The organism is Streptomyces sp. NPDC002896 (assembly GCF_040295225.1).
Lineage (GTDB): Bacteria > Actinomycetota > Actinomycetes > Streptomycetales > Streptomycetaceae > Streptomyces.
The window spans coordinates 211,556-224,835 of sequence record NZ_JBEOVA010000011.1 but is presented as its reverse complement, the minus strand read 5'-3'; the positions used below and the strand labels follow the sequence as shown (position 1 = coordinate 224,835).

Annotated in this window: 10 protein-coding genes, 1 pseudogene and 1 riboswitch; of the genes and pseudogenes, 7 read left to right on the top strand and 4 right to left on the bottom strand. The window is 70.1% G+C overall.

The features are described 5' to 3' along the window. Positions 1–57: 57 nt before the first annotated feature. Positions 58–693, top strand: a complete 636-nt coding sequence (locus ABT009_RS22575; protein WP_351297636.1) for a helix-turn-helix domain-containing protein — start codon at positions 58–60, stop codon at positions 691–693. Between the two features lie 71 nt (positions 694–764). Further along, the gene (locus tag ABT009_RS22570; protein ID WP_351298029.1) at positions 765–881 is read left to right on the top strand and encodes a DUF6126 family protein; all 117 of its coding nucleotides are present in this window, start codon (positions 765–767) and stop codon (positions 879–881) included. A 50-nt stretch (positions 882–931) separates the two neighbouring features. Here the strand turns inward: ABT009_RS22570 and ABT009_RS22565 are convergent, their stop codons facing one another. Beyond that, positions 932–1,729, bottom strand: a complete 798-nt coding sequence (locus ABT009_RS22565) for a tyrosine-protein phosphatase (RefSeq protein ID WP_351297633.1) — start codon at positions 1,727–1,729, stop codon at positions 932–934. 268 nt (positions 1,730–1,997) lie between these two features. Between ABT009_RS22565 and ABT009_RS22560 the strand changes: the two genes are divergently transcribed. From ABT009_RS22560 to ABT009_RS22550, 3 genes are all read left to right on the top strand, one after another. Next, on the top strand, positions 1,998–4,091 hold the full coding sequence (locus ABT009_RS22560; RefSeq protein WP_351297630.1) for an alpha-galactosidase: 2,094 nt from the start codon (positions 1,998–2,000) through the stop codon (positions 4,089–4,091). A gap of 286 nt (positions 4,092–4,377) precedes the next feature. Beyond that, positions 4,378–4,555: riboswitch (cyclic di-AMP (ydaO/yuaA leader) on the top strand. Between the two features lie 4 nt (positions 4,556–4,559). Beyond that, on the top strand, positions 4,560–5,441 hold the full coding sequence (locus ABT009_RS22555; RefSeq protein WP_351297628.1) for a peptidoglycan DD-metalloendopeptidase family protein: 882 nt from the start codon (positions 4,560–4,562) through the stop codon (positions 5,439–5,441). A 220-nt stretch (positions 5,442–5,661) separates the two neighbouring features. Beyond that, entirely contained in the window at positions 5,662–6,453 is a 792-nt protein-coding gene (locus tag ABT009_RS22550) for an SGNH/GDSL hydrolase family protein (protein ID WP_351297625.1), read from the top strand. A gap of 90 nt (positions 6,454–6,543) precedes the next feature. Here the strand turns inward: ABT009_RS22550 and ABT009_RS22545 are convergent, their stop codons facing one another. The 3 genes from ABT009_RS22545 to ABT009_RS22535 form a co-directional block, all read right to left on the bottom strand. Then, the gene (locus ABT009_RS22545) at positions 6,544–7,164 is read right to left on the bottom strand and encodes a TetR/AcrR family transcriptional regulator (RefSeq protein ID WP_351297622.1); all 621 of its coding nucleotides are present in this window, start codon (positions 7,162–7,164) and stop codon (positions 6,544–6,546) included. A 91-nt stretch (positions 7,165–7,255) separates the two neighbouring features. Continuing rightward, entirely contained in the window at positions 7,256–8,488 is a 1,233-nt protein-coding gene (locus ABT009_RS22540) for a glutamate dehydrogenase (protein WP_351297619.1), read from the bottom strand. Positions 8,489–8,703: 215 nt separating this feature from the next. After that, positions 8,704–9,291 (bottom strand): carboxymuconolactone decarboxylase family protein, encoded by a 588-nt coding sequence (locus tag ABT009_RS22535; RefSeq protein WP_351297616.1) that lies wholly within the window; start codon positions 9,289–9,291, stop codon positions 8,704–8,706. Between the two features lie 326 nt (positions 9,292–9,617). Between ABT009_RS22535 and ABT009_RS22530 the strand changes: the two genes are divergently transcribed. After that, positions 9,618–10,853: an MBL fold metallo-hydrolase gene (locus ABT009_RS22530; protein ID WP_351297613.1), complete on the top strand. Its 1,236-nt coding sequence runs from the start codon at positions 9,618–9,620 to the stop codon at positions 10,851–10,853. 1,042 nt (positions 10,854–11,895) lie between these two features. Further along, positions 11,896–13,188 (top strand): annotated as a pseudogene (locus tag ABT009_RS22525) (ISKra4 family transposase); the annotation flags it as partial. Positions 13,189–13,280: the final 92 nt, after the last annotated feature.

Here is a 13,280-nt window from a genome sequence, read left to right as displayed (position 1 = left end):
TTGCCTCTCGGGCAATAAATTTGCCCGAGAGGCATGATGTCTGGCTGAATCGGAGGCATGAGCCCTTCCGAGCCGGAGCGGCCGGCGGCGGCCGATGAGCTGCCCGCCGTCGCACCCCACCTGCGCGAGCTGCGGCGACGCGCCTCCCTGACCCTCGAGGCCGCCGCCCGCGCCGCAGGGCTCTCGCCCGCCCACCTCTCACGCCTCGAGACCGGACGCCGCCAGCCCTCGCTGCCGATGCTGCTCACGCTCGCGCGTGTCTACGGTACGACGGTGTCGGAGCTGCTCGGCGAGACCGTGGCCGGCCGCGACGCCGTACTCCGCGGCGCGGACACGGAGCCCACCGAGGCGGGCGGCTGGACCTACCGGCAGGCGGGCTCCCCCGGCCGCGCCATGCAGGCCCTGCGGGTCCACGTGGCGCCCGGGACGCAGGGCGACATCGTGCGCGTGCACCCGGGCGAGGAGTGGCTGTACGTGCTCGAGGGGCGGCTGCGGCTGCGGCTCGCAGACGCAACCCACACCCTCGGGCCCGGCGACAGTGCGCACTTCGATTCGCTGACCCCGCACCGGCTCGCGGCCGAGGGCCGTGAAAGGGCCGAGCTGCTCTTCGTACACACTCTGCTGCAGAGCCCCGCCGCCGTGCCGTGCCTCGGCCCGGCGGCCGGCCACCGGACCATGGGAGACCCGCGATGACCGAACCGACGACGCCCGAACCGATAACGCCCCAGCCTGCGGCGTCCGAGCCGGCCGCGTCCCGCCGCTCGATCGAGGACAGGTTCCCGCGCGCGCTCTGGGTGCGGCTCATCGTCTACATCGCCGTGGGGCATCTCCTGGCGGCGTTCATATTCCTGCTCTTCGAGCTCGGTGCGAAGAGCCAGTAAGCCGGTACGGGCGCCGTCCGAGCCGGGCGGCTCTCTTGCCGAGCAGCTCTCTAGTCGAGCAGCCGCGCGCGGAGCCGCTCCCGTACCTCGGGGGTCAGCTTGAGGCCCTCGGCGAAGTAGTTCTCGGTGGTGCCCCAGGTCTCCTCGATCGTGTCGAAGGCCGCGTGGAGGTACTCGGCGCGGGCGTCGAAGAGCGGGCTCAGCAGCTCCATGATCTCGGGCGACATGCCCTTCGAGGAGGTGTCGGACCGGCGCACCTTGTAGCGGCGGTGCGCGGCGTTCGACTGAAGGTAATCCGTCTCGATGGCGTCGCGCTCGACACCGACCGCCAGCAGCGTGATCGCAATCGACAGGCCGGCGCGGTCCTTGCCCGCGGCGCAGTGCATCAGCGCGGGCACAGTGTCGTCCGCCAGGGAGTGCAGCACACGGCTGTGCTCGGCGGTGCGCCGCTTGATGATCGTGCGGTACGAGGCGATCATCCGGCCCGCGGCCTTGCCGTCGGCGAGGATGGTGCGCAGCTGGTCCACGCTGCCGTCACGGACCATCCTCCAGAACTCGGCCCCGTCGGCCGGGTCGTTCATCGGGATGTTCACATTGCGTACGCCGGGCAGCTCCACGTCGGGGCCCTCGAGCCGCTGGTCCGCGGAGTTGCGGAAGTCGAAGATCGTGTGCAGGCCCAGCGAGGCGAGGAACGCCGCGTCCGACTCGGTGGCGTGCGCCAGGTGCCCGCTCCGGAACAGCTGCCCCCACCGGGTCCGCCGGCCGTCCTCCGTCGGCAGACCCCCGACGTCGCGGAAGTTGCGCACACGGGCCAGCTCAGGTTCTGTCGACGGGACCTGCTGCGTCACGTGGGCTCCTCCCAGTCCGCCACCGACGCTGCTCGCCGGAGGGCGCTCTGTCGACCATACGACATGGGTGTCACGGCCAATCATCTGCTGTCGCGGCGGATTTCGGTCTCTTCGTGAACCCGTACGGCCGTCACATACGGCCGTATTTGGTGCCTTGCCCCGCGGCCCCGGCGTCCGGCCTGCCCGGTATGAGGTCATTGCCGAGAGCGCCTTCCACCACCGATGATGTTGGTACCTGAGCGTGGTTGAGCGAATGTGTGGGGGCTTGATGATCGAGATCGGTGGCGACGGCCGGACGTGGCTCCTTTCCGGGCCCGGCAGCAGCTATGCGCTGCGGCTGACGGACCGCGACGAGTTGCTGCACCTTCACTGGGGACCGCGGATCACCCTTGCCGACGCCGAGGCGCTCGCCGCCGAACCTCCCGCGCCCTACTGGCCCTTCGAGTCGCCGCACGACGGACACGAGGAGTACCCGGTCGAGGGCGGCCCCCGTTTCGTACGTCCCGCGCTGTCCGTGCGCACCGACGAGGTGCGCGGGACCGAGTGGCGATACCGGAACGCGGCCGCGGACGACGACGAGCTGCAGCTGCACTTCTTCGACGAGGTGCACCACCTCCAGCTCACCCTCCGGTACCGCATGCGCGGCGACGTCGTCGAGCGCGACGCCATCCTGATCCACCAGGGTCCGGCCGACGCCCGCGCCCTGGAGGTGCTGCGCGCCGATTCCGCGACCTGGACGCTGCCGGTGCGTGACCGCTGGCGGCTGTCACAGCTGCACGGCCGGTGGGCGGCCGAGTCCCGGCTCGTACGGTCCGAGCTGACCTACGGCGAGAAGATCATCGGCAGCCGGCGCGGTCACACCGGGCACCAGCACCTGCCGTGGGTCGCGCTTGACGCGGACGGCGCCGCGACCGAGGAGTCCGGCGAGGTCTACAGCTGCGCGCTCGCCTGGTCGGGATCCTGGCGGATCGCCGTGCAGCAGCTGCCGGACGGCATCGTGCAGATCACCGGAGGGACGGGGCACGACGATTCGGGGCAGGAGCTGCTCGAGCCCGGCACGGCGATCGTCACACCCGTCTTCGCGGGGCTCTGGAGCGACGGCGGCTTCGGCGGAGCGAGCCGGACATGGCACGCATATCAGCGCGAATACGTCATTCCGGACGCCGAGCAGGACCGGCCCGTGCTCTACAACTCCTGGGAGGCCACCAACTTCGGCATCTCCGAGGACCAGCAGCGGGCGCTCGCCCGGCGCGCCGCCGACATGGGCGTCGAGCTGTTCGTCGTCGACGACGGCTGGTTCGGGGCACGGACCAGCGACCGGGCCGGCCTCGGCGACTGGACGCCCAACCCGGACCGCTTCCCGCACGGTCTGAAGCCGCTCGCCGACGACGTGCACGCCCTGGGCATGCAGTTCGGCATCTGGGTCGAGCCGGAGATGGTCAACCCGGACAGCGACCTGTACCGCGCCCACCCCGACTGGGTCCAGCACTTCCCCGGTCGTACGCGGACCGAGTTCCGCAACCAGCTGGTCCTCAACCTCGCGCGCGAGGACGTCCAGCAGTACCTGTGGGAGCAGCTGGACACCCTGCTCGGCAGCGCCCCCATCGACTACGTGAAGTGGGACTTCAACCGCTGCTTCACCGATGCCGGGTGGCCGGGCGAGCCGTACCCGCAGAGGCTCTGGAACGGCCATGTGCACGCGCTGTACGGGCTGTTGGACCGGCTGCGCGCCGCCCACCCGGGGGTGGCCTTCGAGTCCTGCTCGGGCGGCGGTGGCCGCATCGACCTCGGGATCATGGCGCGCACCGACCAGGTGTGGACCTCGGACAACACCGACCCGCTGGACCGGCTGGCCATCCAGCACGGCTTCAGCCAGGTGCATCCCGCCCGGGTCATGGCCGCCTGGGTCACCGACAGTCCGAACGTGCAGCTCAACGACCGGGTGAGCTCGCTGCGCTTCCGCTTCATCAGCGCGATGGCCGGGGTGCTCGGCGTCGGCGGCGATCTCACCGAATGGAGCGACGAGGAGCTCGCCGAGGCCCGCCGGTGGGTGGATCTCTACAAGGAGATCCGGCCCGTCGTGCAGCGCGGCGACCTCTACCGGCTGCGGCCGCCGGAGGGCGGCCTGAGCGCCGTGCAGTACGTCCTCGGCGACGAGACCGTCGTCCTGGCGTGGCTGCAGGCCCAGCACTACGGCCAGGCGCCGCCGGCCGTCAGGCTGCGCGGGCTGGACTCCTCCGCGTCGTACGAGTGCCTCGAGACCGGCGCGGTGCACCGGGGTGCGGTGCTGCTGCACCACGGTCTGCGCACCGGGCTGCACGGTGACCTGGATGCGGCAGTTTTCCGTCTGCGTCGCATCTGACCGATTTGTGCATTATTAGCGGTTACGTCCCAACTGGCCCTGTATTAAGGCGGCATGACTGGCATGCCGTGAGCAGGATCATATTGGTGACGGTGGGTGGCGATCTCCCTTTCGTGGCTTCCCGGGAAATTCCTGGGCGTTGCCCGGAATGCGGAGATCGTTAATCCACGGAGGGTGACCGGTATTTCCGAAGAAGGATCAAGAACCGGAATCCGACCCTTAACTCGTCGCTTGTTTCCGCCATTCCGGCTCGCTTACGGTCGCGGTCGATCCGGGCGGACGCCGAATCCTGCCATCGCCCGGAATCCCCACTCACACCCGTGAATGGCAGGAGCGGGGGACCCCACAGGTAGTACGCCGGTTCCGGGTCCCGGGACCGGCTTGGGGTGAAGTCGCGCCAAAACGCGGCCGGACATCTCCAGTCCGAACCCGACAGCTCACCTCGCAGGCGCCGGAGAGGAATTCGCCATGCCCGCGACCGGTAAGCCCCGCCGCAGCAAGTCCCAGCGCTTCACCCGCTCCATAGCCGCTTTCGGCACCGGCAGTGCCGCACTCGCACTGCCGCTCATCGGCGCCACCGGCGCATTCGCCGCCCCCGCGCCGTCCTCCGCCGTCCAGTCCGTTTCCGGTAAGGCCGCCACCGCTGCCGCCGCCAAGTCGGCCGCGACGAAGACCTACACGGTGAAGCAGGGTGACTGCCTCGCCGGCATCGCCAGGGACCAGAAGGTCGCCGGGGGCTGGAAGAAGCTCTACCAGGACAACCGCAAGGCCATCGGCGCCGATCCCGCGAAGATCAGCGCGGGCCTCAAGCTCGTCATCGATGCCAAGGCTTCCGCCTCCAAGACCGAGGACACCAAGACCTCCACGGCGACCACCGCTGCCCCCAAGGCGGCCGCCACGGCCACCAACACCGCGGCCACGGATTCGGCGGCCACGACTGCCTCCGCCTTCACCGCGCCGATCACCGGCGCGACCGTCGGCACCCCCTATCACCAGTCGGGCAGCATGTGGTCGAGCGGCTACCACACCGGTGTGGACTTCGTCGCCCCGACCGGCACCAGCCTCAAGGCCGTCGGTGCGGGCACCGTCGTCTCTGCGGGCTGGGGCGGCGCGTACGGCAACCAGGTCGTCATCAAGCTCAGCGACGGCATGTACGCCCAGTACGCCCACCTGTCCGCCCTCTCCGTCTCGGCCGGCCAGACCGTGACGGCCGGCCAGCAGATCGGTCTCTCCGGCGCCACCGGCAACGTGACCGGCCCGCACCTGCACTTCGAGATCCGCACCACGCCGAACTACGGCTCGGACGTCGACCCGCTGGCCTACCTGCGCCTGCACGGCGTCTCGATCTGACGCCGGTTCGCATCCGGCGACAGTCGGGGGCCAGGCCCGGTCAGGCCGTACCCATGCGTGGTGCGGCCTGACCGGGCTCACGTCGTTCTGCCTGCGAGCCGCGCAAGGCACTTCCTCTATTCCTGGCTTGGGCCAATCTTGACGAGTGGCATTTCTCACCCGCCGTCAACCCCTTCCTACGGTGGCGTAGGTCACTTAGGGAGGTGAAAGATATGCCGACGTGGCAGCAGAGTCGAGATTCCTCACCAATGACGTGATCAGGTCCTACGCAGCGGTCGGCGACAGCTTCACCGAAGGCGTCGGAGACCCCGGGCCCGGTGGGCACTTCGTCGGCTGGGCCGACCGGCTGGCCGTCCTCCTCGACGACCGGGTCCCTGAACACACCTTCCGCTACGCCAACCTGGCCGTACGCGGCAAACTCCTCGACCAGATCGTCGCGGACCAGATACCGCGGGCCAGGGGACTCGCGCCCGACCTGGTGACGTTCTGCGCCGGCGGCAACGACGTCATCCGGCCCGGCACCGACCCCGACGACCTCGCGGAGCGCTTCGAGCGGGCCGTCGCCGACCTCACGTCGGCCGCGGGCACCGTCCTGATCGCCACGGGCTTCGACACCCGCGACGTACCCGTGCTCAAACACCTGCGCGGCAAGATCGCCACGTACAACCTGCACCTGCGGTCCATCGCCGACCGGTACAACTGCCCCGTCCTCGACCTGTGGTCCCTCAAGACCATCCAGGACCGCAGGGCCTGGGACCCCGACCGGCTTCACCTGTCGCCCGAGGGCCACACCCGCGTCGCCCTGCGCGCCGCACAGGTACTCGGACTCGAGGTACCGGCCGACCCTGACCAGCCCTGGCCCCCGGAACCGCCGCGCGGCTCCCTGGAGGTGCGCCGCGACACGATCCACTGGGCCCGCGAGTACCTCGTGCCGTGGATCGGACGGCGGCTGCGGGGGGAGTCCTCCGGGGACAACGTGGAGGCGAAGAGGCCGGATCTGCTGCCGCTGTAGGCGCGTCTGGGGCGGGCGTCCGGGACCCGGGCTTGCCGGTCTGCGGGTGGGACCGGGGGCCCGTCCGGAACCCGGGCCCCGCCCGCCGATTCACCGTGCCGTCGCCGTCAACGCCTCCCGCTCCAGACCCAGTTCACGGGCGAGCGCGTCGTCGACCCACTCAGTCATCCGCGCACGGGACAACGCGCCGTCGTAGGCCGTCATCTGGACCGCGAGCCCGTCCAGCAGCGCGGTCAGGCGCAGTGCGGCGGCCATGGGGTCCGGGCAGCGGAACTCACCGGCCGCCGCGCCCTCCGCGATCACCTGGGCGAGCGCCGCCTTCCACTGCTGGTCGAGGCCGCGGGTCACCTCCCGCAGCGCCGGATCGCGCAGGGCCACCGCCCAGCCCTCGATCCACAGCCGCCATCCCTTGGCCTGCCCGGTCGGCGCATACCAGCGGACCGCGGCACGCAGGCGCCGTACCGCCGTCGTGCGCCTGCCCAGCAGCTTGCGCAGATGCGCGAGATCGCCCTCGGCGGCATGCGCGAACGCGGCGGCGACCAGCTGCTCCTTGGTCGAGAAGTGATAGAGCACCAGAGCGTTGCTGACCCCCAGCGCGGAGGCCACATCGGCGATGCGCACGGCCGCGACGCCTCGCGCCTCGATCTGCTCGACGGCGGCCCGCAACAGCTCTTCGCGCCGCTCGGCCACGCCCAGCCGCACCCGCGTCATCCGGAAACCCCGTCCACGCCGCACACCAGCAGCCCGACGGTGTGCAGTCCGACCGTGTGCGGCACGCGCGCGTGGGCATGCGCCGGAACAGTCACCTGTACCACCCGAACCGTTCCGCGATCACCGGCAGCCGGTCCGACACGATGGCGTGCGCGGCCGCCCGCGGCGTCGAACCGTCGGTCTCCGCACGCGTGAGTATCTGGTCGACCAGGGCGCGCATGGAGCGGCGGGTGTGGGCGAAGGCCTCGTCCGCGTCCGCGCCGATGTCGCCGAACAGCGTCCACCACCACCAGGCATTCGTACCGGAGTTGACGACGACGTCCGGCAGGACGGTGATCCCCCGCGCGGTCAGCAGCGTCTCCGCCTCCGGCACCACCGGCATGTTCGCCGCCTCGACAACCCAGCGGGCCGTGATCCGCCGCTGGTTCCCGGCATCGATTGCATACGACACCGCCGCGGGTACGAGGACGTCCGCGTCGACGGACAGCCAGGCATCGCCCGGCAGTTCCAGGTCGTCGTCGCGCAGGGCGGCGCGATCCACCGTGCCGTACGCGTCTCTGGCCGCGAGCAGCGCCTCGACTTCGAGCCCGGCCGGGTTGGCGATTGTCCCCTTGACGTCGGCGACGGAGACGACCGTGAGTCCGGCGCGCGCGAGGAAGCGGGCCGTCGCGCCGCCCATGGTCCCCAGGCCCTGCACACTGACGCGGGCGCCCGCATGCGGCACACCCGCCCGGTCCAGCGCGGCCAGCACCGACTCCGCGACCCCGCACCCTCCGACGAGCTCGTCGAGCCCGATGCCGTCCACCTCGACCGCGAACGCGTCGGCGAGCCGCTGCCGGGCCGCCGTCTCGTCGTCCAGCAGCGGGTATACGGCCTGGATGGACGAGACGAGCCCCGCCTCGGCGGCCGCCCTGTCGACCAGGTCCTGGGTGAGGCCGAGATCCTCCCCGGTGGTCCAGAAGTCCTCGATGTACGGGCGCATGGCGCGCAGGTAGCGCACCAGGACGTCGTACGCCTCCGGATCCTGCGGATCGCAGTCGATACCGCCCTTGGCGCCACCCAGCGGGATGTAGCGGCCCTCCGGGTTGTAGTGCAGGGCCTCCTTCATCGTCATTCCGCGCGCGAGACCGGTGACCTCGTCGAGCGTGCAGCCCGCGCGCATCCGCAGCCCGCCGCTGGACACACCGCGCACCAGCCGGTCCACGACGAGGAACCCGCGGCGGCCGGTGACGTGATCGGTCCAGGTCAGCGATACCAGCGGGGGCTCCGCGGCGTTGCGTTCCGCGGTGTGTCGCGGGCCGGATTCGGCGGGTGTGCCGGACATGGGTCTCCAGGGTCTCGGGTCTCGATCTGCGCATCGACGCGCTTACTGCATCGTTGACGCGCTTGCCGCATCGTTACTGAATCGCCGGTCAGTATCGAGATCTCTCGAGATCGCTGTCAACGCGGGTGCCCTGAGCGTGGGGGGCAGCGCCCGAGATCAGGGCGCCGCGGCGCTGTCCCCGGACCGGACAGCGCCCTTGGCCAGGAAGCGACTGGTCAGGCACCCGACGATGCCGCCGCACCCCGCGTCGCCGGGCCGTCCCGGAGATCGCACGAGTCCTTGAATCCCTGGCTGGTCAGGCCCAGCGCCGAGTTCATGCGCGAGCGCAGGTTCTCGACCGCGACCATGGCCGTCAGCTCGACGAAGGCTGCGTCGCCCAGGCGCCTGCGCAGGCGGCCGGCCAGGTCGTCATCGACGGTCGGCGGAGTCGCGGTCATCGCCTCCGCGTAGGCGAGGACGTCGCGCTCCAGGGGTGTGTACGCGTCGCTGTCGCGCCAGGCCGGGACGTCGCGCAGCTTCTGCTCCGTCATGCCTCGGCCGTGCTCCTTCCAGTACCCGAAGTCCATGCACCACGAGCAGCCGATCGACGCGGCCGTGGCCATCTCCGCGAGCGCCTTAAGATCCGGGTTGAGCCTGTCCCACTTCGCCACGGACTGCTCGAAGCGGAGATCGCCCCACAGCACTCGCGGATGGTGGGCGAGCGCCTTCGCGGGGTCCAAGACCTTGCCGTACGTGCGCTTCGAGTACCACTCCACGATGCGGAAGAACAGAGTCCGGGGCGGGTCGAGAGAGATGCGGGCCATGGGGCCACCTTCCGTCCTGATGCATGCGGTGTGCTGTCACCGGTACGACGGACCGGGGCGCCGCGGATGTGACATGCGGGCTGACTTTTCCGAGTGCCACAGCCCGAGTACCACGCCCGTCGAGGACGAGGCATCCCCGGAGCCGATTGCGGCGTCCTTACGAGGGGCGCCGGAGGGCGAGGGCCACCCGGAGTCCCCGGAGATCCCTGGAGGCTCCGGAGGCCGGAGGAGAGCGAACGGCCGCGGTCATCGCGCCGTCATCTCGCCGACCCGGTCCTGTCAGAGGGGCCCCACATAATGGATGACCTACGACCACAGGAGGTGCCGTGACCGGTTCCCGTTCTCTGAGCTCGGGGCTGCGCTCGCTGCGGCCCGCCGCCTTCGGCGCGGAACCGGAGGGCGAGCGGCTGGCGCGGATCCACAGATCGCCGAACTTCGCCAACGGTTCGTTCCAGAACCCGGTGGGCGCCCGGACCCGCCCTTCCTCAGGCTCAGCGTTCGAGCTGGCGAAGATGTATTTCCGCAAGGAGGAGCGCGCCAGGCGCGCGCCCGCCGAACCGGTGCCGGTGCACGCCACGACCCTCGCCGACCTGGCCAGGCCCCCGGCGAGCGGGCTGCGGCTCACCTGGATGGGGCACTCGAGCGTGCTCGCCGAGATCGACGGCCGCCGCGTGCTGTTCGACCCGGTCTGGGGCGAGCGGTGTTCCCCCTTCGACTTCGCGGGCCCCAAGCGGCTGCACCCCGTACCCGTGCCGCTGGCCGAGCTGGGCCCGGTCGACGTGATCGTCATCTCGCACGACCACTACGACCACCTCGACCTGCCCACGATCAAGGAGCTGGCCGGCACGGACACCGTGTTCGCCGTGCCGCTCGGCGTCGGCGCCCATCTGGAGCGCTGGGGCATATCGGCAGACCGGCTCCGCGAGCTCGACTGGAACGAGTCCACCAAGGTCTCCGGCCTCTCCCTGACCGCCACCCCCGCCCGCCACTTCTGCGGCCGCGGCCTGCGCAACCAGCAGCACACACTCTGGGCGTCCTGGGCCGTGGCGGGCGACGAACACCGGATCTACCACAGCGGGGACACCGGGTATTTCCCCGGCTTCAAGGACATCGGCGCCGAGCACGGCCCCTTCGACGCCACGATGATCCAGATCGGCGCGTACAGCGACTACTGGCCCAAGAACCACAAGGACTATACCCCCCTGCCTGGGGCGTGGCCGGACATCCACATGTCGCCCGCTCAGGGAGTCCAAGCACACCTTGACCTGCAAGGACACAAGCCGCATGGTGTGCTGCTGCCGATCCACTGGGGCACCTTCAACCTGTCCCTGCACCCGTGGGCGGAGCCGGGGGAGTGGACGAAGGACGCTGCTGAGGAGGTCGGGCAGGCGGTTGCGTCTCCGCGGCCCGGCGAGCCCTTCGAACCTGCAGGCACGCTCCCGACCGACCCCTGGTGGCGGGCTGTGTCTGCGCCCATCGCGCATCCCTGGCGCCGTCCTGACAGGCCGCAGATCACGCCGGAGGCCACTCGGACTGATGTCGATTTTGCCAGCGAGCGGTGACGCCGGCGATGGACGATCTCACTGAGATGGTGCGGATGCCGGGCGACATGCCGCGGCAGGAGCGGGAGCGCATGCTGAAGACTATTGACGGGCCGCCTCGCACAGAGGCCGGGCGATGCCGCAGCAATTCCGGCCCTTGCCCGTTTCGGAAGCAATTCCTGATGGCCCTCGCTGACTTCGCTGTCTGCCCGGGGCGTCGGGGAACTGCACGTCGGTGGCGGGGTGTCGGCTGTGGCCGCCGGGCGCGGCACGGGATTGCTCCTGGCGGCCGGTGCGCTGTCGATTGTTCAGGCCGCTCAGGGCGAGCGGGGCCACGCCATCAGGGTCACGAGCACGATGCGTAAGGGGTTCGGGAACGTGCCGGGTTCACGGTCGTCGACGTCCATCGGCTCGGCTTTCTCCATCAGTTCCTGTTAGTTCCCGTCCCCGGCGGTCCCGTCCTGGCCCGGCCTGTAACCGTGTGGGTACCGAGAACCCTCGTCACTGCGGTGCCGATAAAGCATCCGTGCTGGTCATGCGGCATAGCGGTACTCATGGAGGACTCCGCCGAGTCGATCGTGTCGACGGACGTCGAGGCGAGTGATCCGGCCCTGATCATTGATCGGTGCAGGTAGTGCGCGCAGCGGCGCGGCGTGACTGAGCGTCCGGTGAGGTCGATGCCCGTTGTAGAAGTCCTGTACCGCGTGAAATTCCCGGTTCTGGCCGTGAGTTCGGCGCGGTCACGCTGTCTGCCGGTATTCGTTGATCAGTCCGCCGAGCCGTTGGGTACGGCGGATCGAGCCAGTCAGGGGGACGACCTGGGCTGGCTGGTCGGTCTCCACGGCCTGCGGAGGGCGCTGTTGCAGGGACTGGTGGGGCCTGGACATCGAGGGCCGGGTGCACCGGTTCGGGTTCTTCCTGCGGGACCGGGACGGGAAGTTCTCCGATGCCTTTGACGCCGTCCTGGCTAGCGCGGAGATCAAGGCAGTTCCCTCCCGATGTGCAGGTATTTACGCTAGTCACGAGAGGAGGAGCAGGCCCGCCGCACCAAGGCGAAGGCGGTGGGGCGGACGGACACCTTCGCCCGTACCGCGAGTACGCGCACGCCAGGCGGCTGGCTTGCAAGTTCGGTCTGGTGCGCGTGAGGCGGGTGGCCTTCCGGCAGAAGGGGCTGCACAACGTCTACGTCGCCGACGCACGGCTCGCCCTGTCTGCCGGACGGCACTCGATGGGGCTGCGGCGCCTTGCGGTCGAGGAAGCAGTACGCGGCTCGTTCGACCAGGCCAAGCCCGCCGTCGAGCGGCGCTGCGGAAGAGTGCTCGGCAAGCGGCAGCTCGGACAGCTCGTGATCGCCGCCGCCCGGGACATCGACGGCTTCTACCGTGAGTGGAAGATCCCCGCCCCCTCCACCGCCGAGATGCTGCTTGTCCTCCAGGTCGATGCCAAGGGCGTGGTCATGCGCCCCGAAGCCCTCCGATCCGACACGCTCAAGGCCCATCTGGCCAAGAAGAACTCACCGCGCGGCCGGCTCGCTCCGGGCGAGATGCCCCACCGCAAGCGGATGGCCACCCTGGCCTGTGTCTACGATGCGAAGCTGGCCCTGCGCCGCCCCCACGATGTGATCGCCCCGCCCGAGGGCCGCAGCGGGGACCGCACGCCACGCAAAGGGCCGAAGGCCGAGCGGAAGTGGTTGAACGCCTCTGTGGTCCACCAGCCCGAAGACGTGATCACCGACGCCTTCGACCAGGCAGGGGCCCGCGACCCAGCTCACTATCGCACCCGGCTGGCACTCGTCGATGGCGCCCGCCACCAACTCGACCTTCTCGAGCGGTAGGCCGCCGACCGCGGCATCAGCCCGCACGTGCTCCTCGATATCGTGCACGTGGCGAAGTACTGCTGGGGCGCGGCGCACTGCTTCCACAAGCCCGGCACGGCCGACGTGGCGTGGGTCGCCAGCCACCTCACCACGATCCTGCATGGTCAGGCCGCCTGCGCCGCCATCGAGATGGCCGCCCAGGCCGACCGGCAACAGCTGTCGAAGAACAAGCGCACCGGCGTCGACGTCTGTGTCCGCTACCTCACCGGCCACCTCGACCACCTCCGCTACGACACCGCTCTCGAAGCCGGCTGGCCGATCGCCACCGGAGCGATCGAAGGAGCGTGCCGGCACTTGATCGGCGACCGTCTCGACATCACCGGCGCCCACTGGGGCCTCGACGGGGCCGAAGCCGTCTTCAAGCTCCGCGCCCTCATCGACAACGGCGACTTCGACGCCTACTGGGCCTACCACCTCGAACGCGAGCACCAGCGTCTCTACCCCACACCCGACCAACACCGCTACCAGCTCACCGCCTGATCAGGAACTTCCCTCAAGAAGAGCCGCACGCTTCTTTCTTGCGCAGGACTTGGCGAGGCGCATTGGTAGCCGCCGGCGCGTGAGCAATGCGA

Coding starts and splice junctions, on each gene's coding strand:
- ABT009_RS22575 (WP_351297636.1), top strand. CDS start 58: ATGAGCCCTTCCGAGCCGGAGCGGCCGGCGGCGGCCGATGAGCTGCCC.
- ABT009_RS22560 (WP_351297630.1), top strand. CDS start 1,998: ATGATCGAGATCGGTGGCGACGGCCGGACGTGGCTCCTTTCCGGGCCC.
- ABT009_RS22555 (WP_351297628.1), top strand. CDS start 4,560: ATGCCCGCGACCGGTAAGCCCCGCCGCAGCAAGTCCCAGCGCTTCACC.
- ABT009_RS22545 (WP_351297622.1), bottom strand. CDS start 7,164: ATGACGCGGGTGCGGCTGGGCGTGGCCGAGCGGCGCGAAGAGCTGTTG.
- ABT009_RS22540 (WP_351297619.1), bottom strand. CDS start 8,488: ATGTCCGGCACACCCGCCGAATCCGGCCCGCGACACACCGCGGAACGC.
- ABT009_RS22535 (WP_351297616.1), bottom strand. CDS start 9,291: ATGGCCCGCATCTCTCTCGACCCGCCCCGGACTCTGTTCTTCCGCATC.